The following is a 14,640-nucleotide window of genomic DNA, read 5'->3' as shown; positions in this document are numbered from 1 at the left end:
AAATGATAATAAACAGTCGTTTAAGTGCCTTGGCGTTAGCTTTGGCTTTGTCTGCTTTAGCTTCGCTTGCTTGTGCTGAGGGTGGAGCCGTAGGCTCTGTCCTGAGCTCATCGGCGATGCAAATCGCCACACCCGCTCATGCTGTTTTGATTGATTTGGCACGTGCTGGTGATCGACTGATTGCGGTTGGTGAAAGAGGCGTCATTGTACTTTCCGATGACAATGGCCAGTCCTGGAGACAGGTGCAGGTACCGGTCTCAGTCAGTCTGGTTGCGGTTCAGTTCATCGATGACGAACATGGCTGGGCGGTCGGACACGGTGGCACAGTGTTGGCCACTGCTGACGGTGGTGAGCGCTGGAGCCTCCAGCTTACGGGTATACAGGCTGCAGAGATTGAGTTAAAGGCAGCTCAAGATATAAAGGCTAATGGAGTCGCTGCCGACGCGGCTGATATGCGCATTTCCAATGCCGAACGCCTGGTAGCAGATGGGCCGGATAAACCATTCCTGGCGCTGCATTTTCTTGATGCCAGCCACGGCCTCGTAGCCGGCTCTTACGGAATGGTTTTTTCTACTCAGGATGGTGGGGCAACATGGCAATCGCTGATAGGCAGCATCGAAAATCCGTCGCTTGTGCACATCTACGCGATCGCTCGGAAAGACCACCTTTGGTTCCTTGCCGGTGAACAAGGTTATGTAGCTCGCTCAACAGATGACGGAAAGTCTTTCACGCAATTGCCAAGCCCATATAACGGTAGCTTTTTCACTGCGAATGTACGGGGTGACGGAGCTCTGCTGATCGCGGGACTTAAAGGCCATGCCTATTTGTCATCTGATGATGGTGCCAGCTTTAATCAATTGAAGGTGTCTAGGCCGAGTTCAATCAGTAGTTCCGCTCGATTGCCAGATGGAAGTGTATTGCTAGCCAATCAAACAGGTGATGTGTTCAGTAGCTCCACCTCAAATGGTTTAGCACTTAACCCGGTGGGCAATCCGCTGGGAATTCCCGTGAGCAGCATTGTTGAGGCGGTCGACGGTAGTCTGATTACCTCCGGTTTTGCTGGTTTGTCACGTTTTTCACATCCCGCCACTGAAGTTTCGGAGTGAGCATATGAATTCCGCTCGTCATCCTTCCCTGCCTGAGTCAGGCATATTTGATCCAAGGTCAGGGACCTTGGTTGAGCGTGCTCTATTCAACCATCGCCACTGGGTGCTTCTGCTATGTCTGCTGACGACGGTCCTGCTCGGCTGGCAATCCACTCGACTGGGATTGAACGCTAGTTTCGAGAAGATGATCCCGACTGGTCATCCCTATATTGCCAATTATCTAGCCAATCAAAAGGAGCTCTCCGGACTCGGTAATACGGTGCGTATCGCGGTTGCAAACAAGAAGGGGGATATCTACGACACTGATTACCTGCGTACTTTGCAGTCCATGAACGATCGTATCTTTTTGCTGCCAGGCGTGGACCGCGTGTACATGAAGTCGCTATGGACGCCTTCCACACGCTGGGTTTCGGTGACGGAGGATGGGCTTGATGGTGGACCGGTCATTCCTGACAAGTACGACGGCAGCCCCGCATCCCTCGCTGAGTTACGAAGCAATGTGCAGTTGTCCAACGAGATAGGCCAACTGGTAGCCTTCGACCAGCGGTCCAGCATCATTTCCATTCCTTTGCTCTCACGCACGCCGGAGGGGCAGCCCCTCGACTACGCCAAACTTTCTGCTCAGTTGGAAGCGCTTCGCGCCGAGTTTCAAAGCGACAACATTGACATTCACATCACGGGGTTCGCAAAGAAGGTAGGGGACCTGATAGATGGGCTGGGGCAAATCATGCTGTTCTTTGCCGCCGCCATTGCTATCACGACAGTAGTGCTCTATGGCTACACCCGATGCCTGCGGAGCACATTTCTGGTCGTGCTTTGCTCGGTAGTGGCAGTTGTCTGGCAGCTTGGTTTGCTGCCGTTGCTGGGGTATGAGCTTGACCCATATTCGGTCCTGGTGCCCTTTCTGGTGTTTGCCATTGGCATGAGTCATGGCGCCCAAAAAATGAACGGCATCATGCAGGATATTGGTCGCGGCATGCACCGAGTGGTTGCCGCGCGCTTCACGTTTCGTCGCCTGTTTCTCGCCGGTCTGACTGCACTGCTTTGTGATGCGGTGGGATTCGCCGTGTTAATGATCATTCAGATTAAAGTCATTCAAGATTTGGCCATTATCGCTAGCATCGGCGTTGCGGTGCTGATTTTCACCAACCTTATTTTGCTACCCGTCCTGCTCTCCTATGTCGGCGTCAATCGCTGCGCAGCCGAACTAAGCCTCAAGAGCGAACGGGCCGAGCAGAGTGGTCAAGCGCGACACGTTTTTTGGCGATTCCTTGATCTATTTACTCGAAAACCATGGGCCTTGATCAGCGTAGTTGTCAGCCTGGTGGCTGCTGTGCTGGGCTTTATGGTCAGCTTGCATCTGGCAATTGGCGATCTTGATGCGGGAGCGCCAGAGCTACGTCCAGACTCGCGTTATAATCTGGACGATGCCTTCATGACGCGCAGCTACGGGGCCAGCAGTGACCTGTTTGCCATAATGGTGAAGACGCCGAAGAGTGCCTGCTCTCGCTACGACATCTTGCGCAAGGTCGATGATCTAGATTGGCAGTTGCGTAGTTTGCCCGGTGTAGATTCAACCAACTCCATGGCGCTGCTAAATCGTCGTATGTTGGTAGGCCTGTCTGAGGGCAACTCGAAGTGGTACGAGCTGCAAAACAACCAGGCAATGCTCAACATGATTACCGCCAGCGCGCCACGTGGACTTTACAACGAGTCCTGCAGCCTGCTGACGCTTTACGTTTTTCTCAAAGACCATAAGGCTGAAACCCTTTCGCGCCTGGTTAATCACGTCGAAGCTTTTGCAGCGGCTAATGACACCGATGAAGTCAAATTCCAGCTTGCTGCCGGCTCTGCAGGAATAGAGGCGGCAACTAACATTGTGGTCAAAGAGGCCAACCGCGAAATGCTGTTTTGGGTGTACGGCGCGGTTATTTTGCTCTGCCTCATCACCTTCAGGTCCTGGCGAGCGACTTTGTGTGCCGTAATTCCGCTTATGCTCACGTCGATACTGTGTGAGGCATTGATGGTCGGGTTAGGTATTGGCGTAAAAGTGGCGACGTTGCCGGTAATCGCACTAGGTGTCGGTATCGGGGTTGATTACGCGCTCTATGTAATGACCATCATGCTGGGTTTCTTGCGCGAAGGAAAAAGCCTCTCGGAAGCTTACTACCGTGCGTTGGTCTCCACTGGGAAGGTAGTAATGCTCACAGGGATAACTTTGGCGATAGGTGTTGGTACCTGGATATTTTCCCCCATCAAGTTCCAGGCTGACATGGGTGTTCTCCTGGCGTTCATGTTCGTCTGGAACATGGTGGGGGCTCTTCTCCTGCTGCCGGCACTGGCTTACTTTCTTTTGCCTTCCACCCCCCGGAGCGAGGCTTCCAGCAGCAAGGTGGCCAACCCCATGGCGTTGAGTGAACAACCCACTTCAGGTCATCCACCGCGTCTGCACCGCGCCATCTCCTGATCATTGCGCCACGGCGTATTACGGTTGATCAAGGGCTTTCATAACAACTGCGGCGGGGGAATATAGCGCGCGGATAATCCTGGACCTGGTTCAGGTTTTTCTGGCCATTGACGCTGCCTACGTTGGGAAGCCCGTAGCGACTCCTTCAGTGGACATGTTTCCCTGTCCCCTGGCGCACCACCACTAGCATGAAGAGGGGATGGGTATGTCTTTGGTGAACCGGTTACTGGGTAATCTCTCGGTGGGAGCCAAGCTGTCGATCGGTTTTGGCTTGGTGCTGCTATTCACTCTCGGGGTGGGAATTGCCGCGTTTCATTCTTTGAGTTTGTTGGGGGCGCGCGGTGAACAACTCCGTACTGAGGACTGGATTCAAACGTTGATCCTGCAGGCTCGTATCGCGGAAAAAGAATATGCGCTAAATCTTTCTCCTCTGGCGCAGGATCAAGTGCGAGGTGCAATTGACCAACTCATTCGCCATTTTGATGATCTCCCCCAGAAAAACAGCGCTGAGTTAGCGATGCGGGATGCGTCCAGCGACTATTTAAAGCAATTCCTGAGATATGCCGAGTCGCTTCAGCGAGCACGCGAGGCTCGCTTGCGCATGCAAACACTCGCCCAGGCAGCGGGTGAGAGCTTCACCTTGGTATTTCTCGATCAACTGGATGCATTGAGCGAGCAACAAGAACAAGGAGCCTCTCCAGGCAGTGGGAAACTGTTGTTGCTGGAACAGACCACCGCTCTGCGTGACAAGCTGGCGAAGCTCCGTGACAGCGAACTCTATTATTCGTTGGATGGTGAGGAGCGCTTCCGTAGCGATTGGGAGATGAGCATGAGCGACCTGCTGTCTTCAATGCAGGTGCTCAATCTTGATGATCAGGAAAAGGTTTCGTTGCAGGCTGCAAGCAATGCTTTGGGAGATTATCGAAAAGCCTTCGAACAGTTCGTTGCTAGCCGCAAGCAAATAGCACTTAGTAGCGAAGCGATGAACACGCAAACCCAGCAAGTCAGCGGGTTGCTGGATAAGGCCAACCAATTTCAGAGCCAGGCGATTCAACGCGATAGTCGCAGCGCATTCCTTCAGCTTGGCCTTATCAGCCTGCTGGCATTAGCGTTGGGTGTTGGCGCCAGTCTATTAATACGCCACTTGATACTGCAGCCTTTACGTCGGGTTGTTCATTTGGCGCAACAGGTTGCTGCAGGCGACCTGAATTGTGCGCTTGACGGTAGTAGCGGTCGCCATGATGAGCTTGGGCAGCTATTGGATACGGTCAATGGCATGCTAGGTAGTTTGAGAGGCTTGGTGGGTCGAATTGGTTCCGGGGTAGGCCTGCTCAATGGAACGGCAGGGAGTCTGGCAGAAGTCATTCAGCGCAGCAGCCGGGGTGTTGAAAGACAACGACTGGAGACTGAAATCGCCGCAACCGCAATGCAGCAAATGACCGCGATGGCCAGCGAAGTTGCGCATAATGTCAAGGAGGCTAGTGCTGCTGTCACTCTTGCCGATGGCCAGGCGCGCGAAGGTGACGATTTGGCACGCCAAGCGGGTTCCAAGATCGATCAATTAGCTTTGGAAATGACCGGCTGCACTGATGCCATGCAATCTTTGCTGCTGGAAAGTACCGCCATAGGCGGTGTACTTGACGTTATTAAGGCTGTAGCAGAGCAGACAAATTTACTGGCATTAAATGCGGCCATAGAAGCTGCGCGAGCGGGTGAGCATGGTCGTGGATTCGCGGTAGTTGCTGACGAAGTGCGTGGATTGGCGCGCCGCACACAGCGTTCTACTGCGGAAATCGAAGGCTTGATCAGTCGACTGCGTGGGGTTGCCCATCAGGCAACTGAGCGGCTTCAAGGGAGTCATGTACTAACAGGAGAAACAGTGATCCTTGCTGGTCAGGCATCTCAGGCATTGACGCGTATTACCCGCGCGGTATCAAGCATTGAGCAGATGAACAAACAAATCTCGGCTGCAGCGGAGCAACAACAAGTTTTGGCACAACAGGCGAGCCAGAACATAGTGCGGGTGCGCGAGGTGGCAGAGGAAAGCGCCCAAGAAAGTGTGAAATTGCAGCAGTTGACGCTCGAACTCCAGCAAGTGGATCAGGAGTTGAATGCAGCGGTCGGTCACTTCCGCACGTAAGTATTTTCATCCAGTAGCGAGTTACGCTCCAGCGTATACCTCCTTCGAGCTGGAACAGGCTGGCCAGATCAATTAGCCGTGCGTTGAGCTGCGCCGTCGAGTGGCCAGAAAGCATTTCCACCAAGTGCAGTTGTATGTCCGGATAACGCCCACGCATTGCGTTAATCAACGGCAACGCAAGCACCGTTGCGGTAGTCAGCGGTAAGCCGACGCTGACACAATCGCTCATTCGCCCGTCAACTGGGCATGGGTGTAAAAACGCGAATCCGGCGCTAGTGGGCGTCACACCGGAGGAGGTTCGATTCAGGAGGCGGGTGCACAGTTCGCTTTCCAGCTTGTAGATTTTTTGACTGAGGGCTGACACACCAATGTCCAGTTCAAGTACCGCACGCCCCAGGCTGCGAAGCTCGATGATTTTTACGAAATAGCGCAGTTGTCTCAATTCCGATGTGGCTGATCCCAGCGAATTTTGTTGTTCAAATACCTGAACGTTTGCCACGCAAGTTACGAAGTCGCAATAGCCACCTTGGCTAGCGGTGAATGAAAGATGCTCTGCTCGCGGTTGTTCGCCAATGCTCAGTAATCAACGCCTGTTCAGGACCAACGACCTCTCACTACCAACCCCAGCAATTCTCGATGTCCGCTGACTCCCACCTTTCGATAAAGTCGCTTGATGTAGGTAGCGGCGCTTGAGCGCTGGATGCCCATCAGGGGCGCAATGTCTTCCGCCCCCAGGCCACTGAGCAAATGCCTGAGCAGTTCACGGTCCCGACGAGTCAGTTCAGGAAAGAGTAACTCGACGCGTTGACTTAACAAGGACGGCATCTGATTGGCTTCGATAAAAGCGCGATAGTGCAATCGCGTGACTTGAATCAGTAACGGCGCAACCGATTCGATAAATTCAATCTCGCGCTGATTAAAATTGCCGTGCTCACGACCTCGATAGAAGTTGATCGACAGCCAGGCCCCGCCTTCTTCCTGATGATTGAGCAAGGCCATGCGCTGAGATATTTGTGGTTGCTCGTAGCAGACCCGCCGATAGTCACGATGGGTGATGTCTTCAACTGATTGAAGCTGAGCCAGGATTCGCGCGCCGCCGTATTTTGCCCGATGGTCGAGCATCGCTTGGCGGTTGCCGTCCAGGCTGTGAAAACGCTCGACGTAGTCCCGGGAAATGCGCGATATCTGCACAAGTCTTGCCTGATCGGAGCACGACAACACCTGCGGCTCCTGGCCTTGCGGATAAGCGAAAATTGTACATTGAGCCAGCGGCATTTCACCCCGTACCAGGGTCAGTAACTCTGCCGCCAACCAGGTTCGGCAGTCCTCGCCTACCCGAGCCAATAGATGAGCAATTTCCCCCGTCGTCAATGGGCTCTGATGGTAAACGTTGGTAAGCAGCCAGTGGTTCATTCGGGGATGAGTTCAGGTGATGAAGGTTGGCGTTCGTGGGGTAGTGTGCGTACCAGCATTGCAGCCACCAGTAACAGCAGCGCCGCGTACAGACAACCGGCGGTATAGGTATGGGTAAGGTCTTTCAGCCAGCCGACCACTAAGGGGTTAAGGGCAGACCCCAGATTACCCACTGCATTGATCACCGCGATGCCCACCGCCCTGGCTTGAAAACTCAATGAGCGATCCGGCAGGGTCCAGAAAATCGACATGGCCGTATAGGAACCCGTCGCCGCCATGCAGACCCCGGCCAGCTGCACGATCGGCTCACTCGACAAGGCCGTGCAACACCAGCCTATTGCAGCCAGCAGCATTGGAAGCGCCAGGTGCCAACGCCGCTCTTGGGTCAGGTCCGAGTGTCGGCCCCAGAGGATCATGCCAATGATGGTGCATATTTGCGGAATTGCCGACAACAATCCGATCAGCGTATTGCTCTGGCCGGTGCTGAAGCTCTTGACGATCAACGGCGTCCAGACTGCGATCATCGCCAAGGTGTTGACCAGGCAAAAGTACACCAGACAGAACAGAATCACCGATGGCGACAGCAACTCACGTCCCCAGTGAGCGTGAGGGGACGGTGCCTGACGGTCACGCTCGATCAACTTGGCCAACTGCAGCTTCTCATCGTCGCTCAACCACTGTGCCTTGCGCGGCTGATCATCCAGATAACCGTACACCGCCAGACCGAGTACGACGCTGGGTAGTCCTTCAAGAAAAAACAGCCATTGCCAGCCTGCCAGGCCCCAGTGGCCATCCAGCCCCAAAATGGCGCCGGACAAGATTGAGCCAAAGCCCGCGGTAAACGGCATGGCGATCATGAACAGCGCATTGGCACGAGCCCGGTACGCTGCCGGAAACCAGAACGTCATGTACAACAGCACACCGGGCAGAAATCCTGCCTCGGTGATACCAACCAACGCACGCAACCAATACAGGCTGGCCGCGTCATGCGCAAACAGGGTGGCTGTCGACGCGAGTCCCCAGGCAATCATCAGGCTGCCAATCCAGCGACGGGCGCCGAGTTTCGCCAGGGCCATGTTGCTGGGGATGCCGCAGGCGATGTAGGCCAGGTAAAAAATCGTCGTTGCCATACCGAACTGGGTACTACTCAAACCCAAATCGTCCATCATCGTCAGCCCGGCGAAGCCGATGTTGATACGGTCCAGAAATGAAAAAACGAAGCAGATGAACAGAAACCACAGCAGGCGTTTCGAAACCTTGGCAATGACCGACGGCTGAGCGCCGGCCTCCACGCCAGGGGGCACAGCAGGACGGGATGGCATAGGGGTGATCCTGTTCTTGTAATTATTGGCTGGCGCGAAGCTTTACAGGTCTTGTCCGGCGCATCTGATCAGTGCGTCGAAGCGCTCGGCATCGTTCAGTGCCTCGGCCGCCAGTAGTGCCAGCTTGACCAGAAACAACTCGCTGTCGTTACCCGTACGATCAATTGCCTCGGCAAGTCGGTCATAGGCGCGTTCGAGGTCTGTTACGTTCATTGACTGGCTCATGGGCGGTCACTCCCGTTGTGGCCAAGGGCCTGGTTCAATCCATGGCGCAAACGCTCGCCATCCAGATGCAACCAGCGCGCGCAGACATGCTGGTCCGGGCGCGCCAGATAGGCGGCGCCTGCGTGCTGCACGCCGTAACGCGTGCTGAACAGATTGTCGCAATCGGTCAGGGTCAGGTCGGCGTGTTGCACCTGCAGGACTCCATTCATGGCGATCGCGATCACTTGTATCGGCAGTCCCTGGCGGCGCCGAGCCTGGACTTGTGCAACGACTTCGACATCGAGTGCCGCCGCGTCAGTGAAGCAAATCAAATGATAAGCGGGCGCCAACTCATCGAAGAGATAGTGCTGCTCTGCCAGACGTACATTCAGCAACGGTGCACCGTTGCGCGGCCCGCCGGTAAACAATTGATTATCGTCGTTCACCGCGTTGAGTTGCGAATCGGCATAATCGTGAGCCCTTGAAGTCCGCCAGTGATAGAGCGTGCGCACAAACTCCCGGGTCAACGACAGCGATAACACTGCATCGCGCAACAGTCGATAACCGCGGCTAGGCGGCGCCATGAATCGCGTGCTCTTGCCTGCCTCTTCAATGATTTCACGAGCAGCCTTGACCCGTTCGTCACTGTAAGAAGCCAGAAGTCCGGCACCGGCCAGGCCTTTGATGTGCAGGGCCAGTTTCCAGCCCAGGTCGTGGCAATCCTGGAAGCCGGTATTGGCCCCGCGCACGCCGAAAATCGGTAACAGGTGCGCCGCGTCTCCGGCGAAAATCACGCGGTCGTTGATGTACTCCGCCAGGGTCAGCGCCCGGGCCGAGTACACCGAACTCCAATCCAGCTCCCATACCGGGTTCACGACGCCGAGCATCGCCAACTGCGCATCAATGCGCTCACGCAAGGAGTCGGGGTGCAGCGCCTGCTCGGGCGTTTCGTCCACGGGCAACTGGTAATCGATGCGCCATATATCGCCAGGCTCGCGGTGCATCAACACGGTGTTGCCGGGGTTCCAGGCGGGATCGAAAAACGCCAGGCGTTCAGTCGGCAGGTCGAGCTTGATGCGGATGTCGGCAATCACGAACCGCCCTTCATAGGACGCCCCTTCAAGCTTGAGCCCCAGCAACGAGCGCAGTCCGGATCGGGCGCCATCAGCGGCCACCACCCAATCAGCCTCCAGGCTATAGGTATCGCCCGGGGTATCGACTTGTAACACCGCACCGTCGACGCCTTGCTCGATATCGATGACTTTGTTGCCCCAACGCAATTCGATCAGTGGTTGTGCCTGGGCAGCCTCTACCAGATGTTGCTCGAGGTACTGCTGTTGCAAGTTGGTCATCGGCGCAAAACGATCGTGCTCGTCGACCGGGGCTTCCATGCGAAAAACGCGCTGGCCGCGGTAGTACGAATTGCCGAAACGCCAGGGCAGACCCTGTTCTGACACCACCCCGGAGACCCCCACTTGCTGGAAAATTTCCATGGATCGACGGGTGAAAACAATTGCGCGGCTACCTTCACAGACTTGCTGTTGAGCGCCCAGAACAGTGCTTCTGATCCCGTAGCGCGCCAGTTCGAGCGCCAGCGTCAGGCCAATAGGTCCGGCACCCACAATCGCAACGGGCGAGCGATTGACGATGCTTGGGGACGGTACGAAAGCAGGATAAACCTGATAGGGAAAATACAGAGATTGATGGGGTGCGATTTGAGGCTGATGCATGGTCCGGCGGCTCCCGGCTTATTGTTATCGGGGACAAATTTTGTCTTTGAGCCACTCTAAACCCGAGCGCTCAGAAAGATGTCCCCTTCTGGGGACATCTTTCTGAGCGCTGGTATTGACCAACTGCTAGAAAATCGCCAACCGGTAGTGACTTATGAAGGCGGTAGGGATCCAGTCGCGGTATACGTTGGAAAAGACATCATCGACTCGGCTGGTGGATGCTCGTAGGTTGAGGACAAGACAGCATTGAATCGATCGCCCAACAGGTTCCAGGCACGCTTCTTCTCTTCGGCATAGTCGTGATGTAGGTAATGGCGCCTCACCCGCGAACCGGCCAGCACATGGTTTTGGCAGCGGTCGATGACGTCCAGGCTGACACCCAAGGCTTGCATCATGGTCGCCCCCGTACGGCGCAGGTCATGCGGAGTCCAGTCGCCGTTTTGGCCGTCGGCAAGGACCAGGGTATCGTCATGGCACCGTCTGGAGAGGGCCTTGCGGTTTTTGAACCGGGCCTGGCGATCGCCGACCTGTTTATATGGCGCGCTGTCTCTGAGCATTCTGGTTTCCGCGATGCTGGCGCCATTGACCAGTCGGCTGATCGCCCGCTACGGCGGTCGCCCCATCCTGGCCAGTAGCGGCCTGGGTGTCGCCATCGGATTATTTCTGATGGCCAGCTCGACCTCGTTACCGATGTTTCTTTTGTCTTGGGCAGTGATTGGCGTCGGCATGGCGCTGGGGTTGTATGAAGCCCTGTTCGCAGCTTTAGGTTCTCTATACGGGGAGCAGGCCGGCACTGCGATTACCGGGGTCACGCTTATTTCAGGGTTCGCCACAACGCCGTCATGGCCCGCGGTGGCGCTGGTCATCGATTACGTTGGCTGGTGCGTGGCGTATGGGGTGTTATTGGTCATTGCCGTGGCACCGCTTTATCTCTGGGTGCTGGCGCGTGGCGTAGGGCCACTCGCCCAAAGCCATTCAACGGGTGATGAAAACCTCTCAATCGACCTGCGGATCTACCTGTTGCTCAAGCTGATTTTTGCGTTAGGCGCAGTGATCATGACGGCGATGTCGGTCCAGCTGATTTCATTGTTGCAGGGGCAGGGTTACTTGCTTGCAGCCGCCATCGGACTGAGCGCGTTGCTGGGGCCGAGCCAGGTAGGATCACGTGTTCTACAAGTTTTTTCGCGTAAGCGACAGGCTTCGCTGCCGCATCCTGGCATGGGCTCGATGGCGTTGCATGCGTAGCCAATGATGCGCGGCTGCTGCCGCACCAATGCAGGTGTCTGGCGCAACGTGCCAACCCAGGCCTCGCTCGCACCGGTGGTGCTAATGAAGACTACAGCGGTGACATCTTGGGTAGTAATAGGGGCGAATTACAAATATGCAGCCAATGGTAATTCTACCGAGGCGTCAGGAATCGCTGGATAAGTTTGTGTATTTGTTGAGACGCTATGGTCGGGCTCAATGCTCGCGTCGATCACGGGTTGGCAATACCGAGCTTCTGCGCCACTTTCAGGCACGGTCTTGCACGGAGCTTTTGAAGCCGTGACCCCAAGCGACGATTAGTTCAGCATGTTGTCAATTCTGGCGTTAGGAATACTCTTTATGGTCAGTTCCAGTTCATCCCAGTCGATGCAAGACTTCAGTCAAAACTTGCGCCTTCTCTGCGGATATTATAAGTCGGTGGCTAAGGTGTGCCGCTCCCTTGATATCAACCGCCAGCAGTTCAACAAATATTTGGGGGCGCAAGCGACTCCCTCGTCCTTTACCCTGCGCAAGATCTGCACTTTTTTTGGGGTGGATGAGGAGGAAATATTCTCCGAGCATGAATCCTTCCGCGCTCTGCTCAACAGGCAACGCACGGCGCGAGAGCCGGACAGTGCGGTACCAGCCGATTTTTTCCCGAGCTCCGCGCAGGAGTTGTCGAAGTACCAGGGTTACTACTTTGTCTATTTGATGTCGCCTGCCGCGCCGGGGGAGGTGATCAAGTCGATTACCCGCTTGACCCGCTCCGGCGAAAAGATCCTGAGTAAAACGTACGAGCGGATGAGGCTGGGCGATGACCAGCTGAACAGTTTCGGCATCAATAAATATCGTGGGTTCTGCTTTGCCTCATCGGATCTGATTTACATCGTCGAGCGCGAGTACCTCTCGTCCCGGGGCTATATCTGGTCAGCGCTTTATCCCTCCTACCGCAGTCGTTTCCGTTTTCTCAACGGCTTGGTACTCGGCGTTTCGGGTGACAATTTCCGCCGACCTTTTGGTGCCCATATCGTATTTGAGCACCTAGGCGAATCGATCGACCTGCGTAACGCTCTCACCAGTTGCAGCTGTTTTCCGATTGATGCCCCTGAGATTCCCGACGAGGTGAGGTCGCGGCTGCTGGTACATCCATCAGAAGGTGAGTTCAACCTCGTCCCTCCGCTGTTTTAATCTTTTTTAAAATTGACGCTAGGTGACGCTTTGGGGCGTCACTTGGCGTTTTTTTATTCGTGCTCGCGAAATTGAGATGGCCGTGCGGCAGATCGATAATGCCATACACCACTCAAATGTCAGTTTCGTTAACGGCCAATCACATCAACTATTCCAGTTGAATGAGTTCCTGCTTCTAGAAGTGATCCGCTGCGCCCACCATAAAAATAAGAGGAACATCTATGAGATTCAAAAGAACATTGATGGCGGGGTTGATGGCGCTGTCCATTACTGCGCCATTGACCAGTGGTTTGGTGTATGCGGCAAACAATACCTTGGTTGTCGCTGATCGAGCCTCTTTCAAGGATTGGGATCCTGCCTCGGCTTTTTCGGAGGAAGTGCGGGTACTGGGCAATATCTACGAGACTCTAGTTGTATATAACGCGCCAGGCAGTGCTGAGGAGTTTTCCCCCGGGCTCGCCACGTCCTGGGAAAGCAGCGACAACGGCAAGACCTGGACCTTCAAGCTGCGGCACGGCGTTAAATTTCATGATGGTTCGGCCTTTAATGCCGCAGCCGTCAAAAAGTCCATTGAGTACGTCAAGCAGCTGAAACAGGGCGCTGCATTTGTATGGAACGGTCTGGATGCCGTCGAGGCCCTCGCTGACGATACGGTAGTGCTCAAGTTTAAGAGTCCCACTCCGGCCAATCTGATCGCGGCAGGTCAGTATGCGGCTTACATCATTGCCCCGGCGGCGGTGGAGAAAGGTCATGACTGGATGATGGCTCCCAACGCCATCGGTACCGGTCCCTACAAACTTGGGCAGGTCGAACAGGGCCAGCAAGTGGTGCTTGAGCGATTCGATGGCTACTGGGGAGGTTGGAAAGAAGGGCAATTTGATCGGGTCATCGTGAAGGTCGTGTCCGAAGCCGCCACTCGTACCCAGATGATCAAAAATGGCGAGGCCGGTGTCGCTTGGGATGTCCCTCTTGATCAGCTCAGGGTGTTGGGAGAGAACCCCTCCATCAAGGTGAGCACTGCGCCTTCGTGGAAGAACTTTCAATTTTTGATCAATACCCAGAAGTACCCTACGAACAACCTGGCATTTCGTCAGGCGCTGCAGTACCTCTGGGACTATGAAAGTGTCACCAAAGATATTTTGCATGGCTACGGCAGTGTTCCCAAGGGGCCTATACCCACCAGTATCTGGGGGCATGCCAGCGTGCCTATGGCTACTTACGATCTGGATAAAGCCCGGCAATTGTTGGAAGCCTCCGGTGTACCTAAGCAGGACTGGAAGGTCTCGATGCAGTACATCAGTGGCATCTATGCAAACGCTGCTGAACTATTCCAGGCGACGGCGTCTCAGGTTGGCGTTGAGGTGGAGTTACTCCCCGGCGAGTGGGGTGTGATCTGGGATAAGGCAAAGAAGCTGGACACCGCTCCCAACCTGCAATCTATGGCTTGGTGGCCGACGTATCCGACACCCAGCGATTGGCTTTTCAGTGAGTTCCATACAGAGAAAACCACGCTATTCAATTTGTCTCACTACAGCAACCCAAACTTTGATCAGTTGATCGAAGAGGCGGCGGCGTTAGAAGGCAGTGATCGGGCCCAATCCACTGAAAAGTACGTGCAGGCCCAGCAGCTACTGGCCAAGGACGCTCCTGCGATCTGGTACGCCGACGTGCAGCAGATACGTGTCTCCCGCAAAGACATCAAGGGTATGGAAAAGAGCCTGAATCCTGCTTATGAGGCGATTCTCTACTACAACTTGAATCGCTGAATGCTTAGTCGCCCTTGATGAAGTTGTACGTGTAACACCTGATTTGCCATGTAAATCGA

9 protein-coding genes and 4 pseudogenes are annotated in these 14,640 nt (G+C 55.0%); 7 read left to right on the top strand and 6 right to left on the bottom strand.

Annotation, left to right across the window (positions count from 1 at the left end; genetic code table 11):
• The first annotated feature begins 2 nt into the window (after positions 1-2).
• From ACM6IT_RS24905 to ACM6IT_RS24890, 4 genes and pseudogenes are all read left to right on the top strand, one after another.
• Positions 3-1,106, top strand: a complete 1,104-nt coding sequence (locus ACM6IT_RS24905; protein WP_414918909.1) for a WD40/YVTN/BNR-like repeat-containing protein — start codon at positions 3-5, stop codon at positions 1,104-1,106.
• Positions 1,107-1,110: 4 nt separating this feature from the next.
• Complete coding sequence (locus tag ACM6IT_RS24900; RefSeq protein ID WP_090454444.1) at positions 1,111-3,573, top strand: efflux RND transporter permease subunit; 2,463 nt, start codon at positions 1,111-1,113, stop codon at positions 3,571-3,573.
• 199 nt (positions 3,574-3,772) lie between these two features.
• Positions 3,773-4,855, top strand: a pseudogene (locus ACM6IT_RS24895) (HAMP domain-containing protein); the annotation flags it as partial.
• The gene (locus tag ACM6IT_RS24890) at positions 4,850-5,713 is read left to right on the top strand and encodes a methyl-accepting chemotaxis protein (protein WP_408003801.1); all 864 of its coding nucleotides are present in this window, start codon (positions 4,850-4,852) and stop codon (positions 5,711-5,713) included. The pseudogene ACM6IT_RS24895 and the gene ACM6IT_RS24890, both read left to right, overlap by 6 nt.
• Here the strand turns inward: ACM6IT_RS24890 and ACM6IT_RS24885 are convergent.
• From ACM6IT_RS24885 to ACM6IT_RS24860, 6 genes and pseudogenes are all read right to left on the bottom strand, one after another.
• Positions 5,707-6,176 (bottom strand): annotated as a pseudogene (locus ACM6IT_RS24885) (LysR family transcriptional regulator); the annotation flags it as partial. The gene ACM6IT_RS24890 and the pseudogene ACM6IT_RS24885 sit on opposite strands and share 7 nt — an antisense overlap.
• 131 nt (positions 6,177-6,307) lie before the next feature.
• Positions 6,308-7,126 (bottom strand): helix-turn-helix transcriptional regulator, encoded by an 819-nt coding sequence (locus tag ACM6IT_RS24880; RefSeq protein ID WP_414918908.1) that lies wholly within the window; start codon positions 7,124-7,126, stop codon positions 6,308-6,310.
• Positions 7,123-8,448, bottom strand: a complete 1,326-nt coding sequence (locus ACM6IT_RS24875; RefSeq protein WP_414918907.1) for an MFS transporter — start codon at positions 8,446-8,448, stop codon at positions 7,123-7,125. The genes ACM6IT_RS24880 and ACM6IT_RS24875 overlap by 4 nt, the downstream gene beginning before the upstream one ends.
• A 42-nt stretch (positions 8,449-8,490) precedes the next feature.
• On the bottom strand, positions 8,491-8,661 hold the full coding sequence (locus ACM6IT_RS24870) for a DUF2783 domain-containing protein (RefSeq protein ID WP_256583222.1): 171 nt from the start codon (positions 8,659-8,661) through the stop codon (positions 8,491-8,493).
• Positions 8,662-8,669: 8 nt separating this feature from the next.
• Positions 8,670-10,382, bottom strand: coding sequence for an FAD-dependent monooxygenase (locus tag ACM6IT_RS24865; protein WP_414918906.1), 1,713 nt, complete (start codon positions 10,380-10,382; stop codon positions 8,670-8,672).
• 152 nt (positions 10,383-10,534) lie between these two features.
• Positions 10,535-10,915: pseudogene (locus tag ACM6IT_RS24860) on the bottom strand (site-specific integrase); the annotation flags it as partial.
• Between the two features lie 37 nt (positions 10,916-10,952).
• Between ACM6IT_RS24860 and ACM6IT_RS24855 the strand changes: the two are divergent.
• The 3 genes and pseudogenes from ACM6IT_RS24855 to ACM6IT_RS24845 form a co-directional block, all read left to right on the top strand.
• Positions 10,953-11,734, top strand: a pseudogene (locus ACM6IT_RS24855) (MFS transporter); the annotation flags it as partial.
• Between the two features lie 253 nt (positions 11,735-11,987).
• Entirely contained in the window at positions 11,988-12,815 is an 828-nt protein-coding gene (locus ACM6IT_RS24850) for a helix-turn-helix domain-containing protein (RefSeq protein ID WP_056723403.1), read from the top strand.
• Positions 12,816-13,036: 221 nt separating this feature from the next.
• Entirely contained in the window at positions 13,037-14,581 is a 1,545-nt protein-coding gene (locus ACM6IT_RS24845; protein WP_414918905.1) for an ABC transporter substrate-binding protein, read from the top strand.
• Positions 14,582-14,640: the final 59 nt, after the last annotated feature.

It is taken from the genome of Pseudomonas sp. IT-P4, assembly GCF_949767755.1.
Classification (GTDB): Bacteria; Pseudomonadota; Gammaproteobacteria; order Pseudomonadales; family Pseudomonadaceae; genus Aquipseudomonas; species Aquipseudomonas monachiensis.
The sequence above is the reverse complement of the archived record's forward strand: the minus strand, read 5'-3'. Positions and strand labels throughout refer to the sequence as shown.

What these genes read in the sequence shown, in the direction of transcription:
- ACM6IT_RS24905 (WP_414918909.1), top strand. Translation starts at nt 3, where the DNA reads ATGATAATAAACAGTCGTTTAAGTGCCTTGGCGTTAGCTTTGGCTTTG.
- ACM6IT_RS24900 (WP_090454444.1), top strand. Translation starts at nt 1,111, where the DNA reads ATGAATTCCGCTCGTCATCCTTCCCTGCCTGAGTCAGGCATATTTGAT.
- ACM6IT_RS24890 (WP_408003801.1), top strand. Translation starts at nt 4,850, where the DNA reads ATGCTAGGTAGTTTGAGAGGCTTGGTGGGTCGAATTGGTTCCGGGGTA.
- ACM6IT_RS24880 (WP_414918908.1), bottom strand. Translation starts at nt 7,126, where the DNA reads ATGAACCACTGGCTGCTTACCAACGTTTACCATCAGAGCCCATTGACG.
- ACM6IT_RS24875 (WP_414918907.1), bottom strand. Translation starts at nt 8,448, where the DNA reads ATGCCATCCCGTCCTGCTGTGCCCCCTGGCGTGGAGGCCGGCGCTCAG.
- ACM6IT_RS24870 (WP_256583222.1), bottom strand. Translation starts at nt 8,661, where the DNA reads ATGAACGTAACAGACCTCGAACGCGCCTATGACCGACTTGCCGAGGCA.
- ACM6IT_RS24865 (WP_414918906.1), bottom strand. Translation starts at nt 10,382, where the DNA reads ATGCATCAGCCTCAAATCGCACCCCATCAATCTCTGTATTTTCCCTAT.
- ACM6IT_RS24850 (WP_056723403.1), top strand. Translation starts at nt 11,988, where the DNA reads ATGGTCAGTTCCAGTTCATCCCAGTCGATGCAAGACTTCAGTCAAAAC.
- ACM6IT_RS24845 (WP_414918905.1), top strand. Translation starts at nt 13,037, where the DNA reads ATGAGATTCAAAAGAACATTGATGGCGGGGTTGATGGCGCTGTCCATT.